This is a genomic window from Oleiphilus sp. HI0117 (genome assembly GCF_001635235.1).
Genome location: NZ_LWGA01001249.1, coordinates 1 through 3,959 on the forward strand (window position 1 = coordinate 1; position 3,959 = coordinate 3,959).

Below are 3,959 nucleotides of genomic sequence, written 5' to 3' on the forward strand. Positions count from 1 at the left end.
TGAGAGAGGTCTTATCCTTAGAGGCTTTCCAAGATTTAGATTATGTGCTTCATGTTCAGCTAAATGACATTGTAAAAGATACGTCAGAGCTAACTTATGAACAAAGTAAATTTGTGAAGAATCCTTGGTCGCATGTAGATTTCTTGATTTATTCGCGAATCGATAAGAGCCCTGTTTTGGCAATCGAGGTTGATGGCTTCGAGTTTCACGAAAATAATGCTGAACAGCGCGGGCGAGACACGTTGAAGAACCAGGTTCTGCAGAATATTGGATTAAGGTTGTTAAGGCTAAAAACCAATGAGTGTGACGAAAAGGAACGCATAGTCGCTGCACTTGAGCGAGCTGCCAAAAGGCAAACTGTTAGTGACTCCCAAGATAATAGTACCAATAGTAAAAACTCTGATTGGGAAAGGGTCAAACGCTACGCGGATGAAGTAGTTATGGACCTAGTAGATTATTTAGAGTCTCAGGCTTGTGTTGATGTTCCTACAGTGGGTTATGAGCTGTGTGATGGCAACGGGGAAATTTTATGTGAATCAGAGCTTGCTTGGGAGAGTTATAAAGTAGCGTTGTTAATCGACTACCAAATGGATGAGGGCGAAGAGTTATTCACAAAACAAGGTTGGACGGTTGTAAGTATTGATGAGAAACCTGAGGGCCTGTTAAGTTTGTTAGCGTCAAAGGAAGCTGCTTGATGGATATTAAAGTCGCCTTCGCGGACACGTTTTTTAACGCTTTAGTGAAACTACCAGCTAACACCCAAGCTAAGGTTATTCAACTGGTTCTAAAGTTTCAAAGTAACCCTAAATCTCCGGGATTGAATTATGAAACTCTCAATGCGCTTAAGGATAAGCTCATGCGATCTATACGGGTTGATCAAGCATACAGAGTCATACTACATGCACCGGCTGAGGGAAATGTCTATTTGCTATTGTGGGTAGATCATCATGATAGAGCATATAACTGGGCAGCAGTTCATCAGTGTAAAATAAATCCTAATACTGGATCTCTACAGATATACGAGACCATGATTGAGACGATGCAAAAGGTTTCAGCTCCGTCTACTTTCGAAAAGGGCTTGTTTGACAATTTAAAGGATAAACACTTACTAAGACTTGGTGTTCCCGATGAGCTTATATCGTCTGTAAGGAGTGTGACTAACGAGTCGATGTTGGATCAACTACAACACCGATTACCGAAAGAGGCATATGAGGCTTTATTCTTTTATAACGCGGGCGAAAGCTATGAAAGTCTTTTACTAGAAAGCGAAACTAGCGATGTTTCAAGCGTTGATTCATCAGACTATCAGCAAGCACTCAGCCTACCTTCTACTATAGCTAGCTTCTTTGTCCCAGCAAGTGAAAAAGAGCTAAGAGAAATGCTTGCTGAACCGGTTGCTAAATGGCGAGTGTTTCTGCACCCAGCGCAACGCAAGCTCGTTATGGGTATTAAGAATGGTTCGGTAAGAGTACTAGGTGGAGCGGGTACGGGCAAAACAGTTGTGGCAATGCACCGTGCCAAATGGCTTGCAGAAAACTGCTGTGATAACGGACAGAAAGTTCTGTTTACCACTTATACCAAAAACCTCGCGATTGATATTTCAACTAGCCTTCAAAGTATTTGCGATCAGCATACCCTTTCTAAGATTGAAGTCATTAACCTTGACCAATGGGTGCAAAACTTTCTAAAACATCATAATTATGGATACCGCATACTCTATGATCAACGTAAAAGTGAAGAGTTATGGGGTAAAGCGCTCATCAAATGTCCACGACATTTAAATTTTTCCAATAATTTCTACAAGGAAGAATGGCAACGTGTCGTACAGGCTCAAGGCATTGATACGTTCAATGCGTATAAACGAGCTTCTAGAAAAGGCAGGGGTACAAGACTTGATCGTGAGCAACGCTTTGAAATTTGGCCGGTGTTTGAAGAATATCGTCGACTACTAAATGCCGAACATTATAAAGAGGTTGATGATGTTTATCGAGATACTCTCGGATTTATAGAAAGCGGGCAAGGAACTCAAGACTATTCGTCTGTCATCGTGGATGAAGCTCAAGATATGGGGTCTCAAGCATACAAATTGTTAAGAGCTATTGTGCCAGAGAGACCTAATGATCTATTTATTGTTGGCGATGCTCATCAGCGTATATACGGTAAAAATAAGGTCATATTGAGCCAATGCGGTATTAATATTCGTGGCCGCTCTTCGAAGTTAAAAATTAACTATCGTACGACAGACGAAATCAGACTTTCTGCCATTAACCTTTTGGAGGGGAGGGATATCGACGATTTAGATGGTGGCACCGACGATAACCATCAGTACAAGTCTCTCAGTCATGGTGAATTTCCAGTTATCGAAACACTGTCGAACTTAAATGAACAGTGCTCCTATGTTTCAAACTTAGTAAAACAGTCAGCAGAGCCCCACGAAAATTTCTGTGTCGTTGCGCGAACAAATAGTGAAGTTAATGAACTGAGTAAAGGTTTTGCAAACCTTGGTATCAAAACCTCAATAATTCAAGCCAACAGAGCTGATGAAGGGAGTGGCGCAATAAAACTAGCAACCGTCCATCGTGTCAAAGGGTTAGAGTTTAATCATGTTGTGTTGGCTTCAGCGAATGAAGGACTAATACCCTTACAGTATGCACTGCAGGGGCGGGCAGATAAAGCCTCACTTGCACAAGCTGATACAGAAGAGCGAAGTTTGGTCTATGTAGCCTTGACGCGCGCCAGAAAGTCAGCCCATATATTGAGTTATGGACAGCTAAGCTCATATTTCAATGAACAGAGATTGTTGTAACAAGGAAGTACGCGGTTTGCCACAAATTAGAACTAATGTTTCTATGAACGTCCCCCAATTGTCCGTAAAACTTCTTTCAATTGGTAGTCATTATGGCTTAAGACAAAAACACGCGGATTTATCGTTATTTTAATTCGCTGTGCAAAACGAGAGCTATTTAATTTACCAAAGACAGGCATGATGAAATAATTCGCTTGTTTAAAGGAGTAAGAAATGAAGTACGAAGGAATGTCATACGCCCTGACTATTGAAGAGCTAGTTAAGCGTATTCACACGATTAACCATTTTTGGAAATCACATCAGGACGATAACAAAAGTTCTGATTCCCATGGTGAGTTTTTTAGGCACACCAAACTAGCCTATCAAATTGAGCTACTAAGAAGAGAGTTTCCTTCCGTATACCTTCAGCTAGACACTGAAGAGACATCAGAAGAAATTTATTCCGTCGTTTTGCCTAATAAAATAGGTCCATATACGGACGGCGCTCATATGCCAAAGAGACTGGCCGAAGAATTCTTAACTAAAAATGAACTAGCTGTACTTGTCAGGAACTACAAACATGATTGATCTATCAGTTTTATTTGAATCAAACATCAACACCACCTTTTTTGCCTTTATCGGTTTTTTCACTCTCGCTACCTTGGCGGTGTGGCTCAAGGTCATGACTGTAGACAAGAAAGATAAGGCAAAGCTACAGGAGGAGTTATTAGAAAGTACTCCCGCGCAACTGCTAAAGTCGAAACATGGTATTGTTTCTGCGCAAAATTCTGGTCCAATTTGTATTCGAAAGTGGCCAGAAGCACTTGAAGAAAAGAGTCTTGGCTTCGACTGGATGCCCGCCTTTGTAACCTCCTTGGGCGTACTAGGGACCTTTCTTGGAATTAGTTACGGCTTAAGTGATTTGGAACCACTTGATTTGCATGCCAAAGGCTCTTCCGACAAGTTACTAGCTTCGATTGGTGGGCTGTTAGAAGGTATGAAAGTCGCATTCTATACCTCAGTAGCGGGTATTATTGGAGGTCTGGTCTTGAGCTTGTTACGCCACACCATATTTTTGAGAAAGGTTCGAAACCAGAATATTGAATCAATCAAAGCCTTAGAATCAAAGGGTTTTAGATTATTCGATATGTCTGACATGGTGGCGAGTATGGGT

Annotated in this window: 4 protein-coding genes; all 4 read left to right on the top strand. The window is 41.3% G+C overall.

The genetic code is table 11. From position 1 onward, the window contains the following. On the top strand, window positions 1–695 hold a 695-nt coding region (locus tag A3757_RS21760), incomplete at its 5' end, for a DUF2726 domain-containing protein (protein ID WP_156506490.1). After that, a complete protein-coding gene (locus A3757_RS21765) occupies window positions 695–2,806 on the top strand; it encodes a UvrD-helicase domain-containing protein (protein ID WP_068511974.1) in 2,112 nt (703 codons plus the stop codon). The genes A3757_RS21760 and A3757_RS21765, both read left to right, overlap by 1 nt. A 213-nt stretch (window positions 2,807–3,019) precedes the next feature. Continuing rightward, window positions 3,020–3,373: a hypothetical protein gene (locus A3757_RS21770; protein WP_068511976.1), complete on the top strand. Its 354-nt coding sequence runs from the start codon at window positions 3,020–3,022 to the stop codon at window positions 3,371–3,373. Beyond that, window positions 3,366–3,959, top strand: a 594-nt coding sequence (locus A3757_RS21775; RefSeq protein ID WP_197470211.1) for a MotA/TolQ/ExbB proton channel family protein, incomplete at its 3' end; no start/stop codon positions are given. The genes A3757_RS21770 and A3757_RS21775, both read left to right, overlap by 8 nt.

Bases quoted from the DNA above. Each gene is read 5' to 3' on its own strand.
- A3757_RS21770 (WP_068511976.1), top strand. From the start codon at position 3,020: ATGAAGTACGAAGGAATGTCATACGCCCTGACTATTGAAGAGCTAGTT.
- A3757_RS21765 (WP_068511974.1), top strand. From the start codon at position 695: ATGGATATTAAAGTCGCCTTCGCGGACACGTTTTTTAACGCTTTAGTG.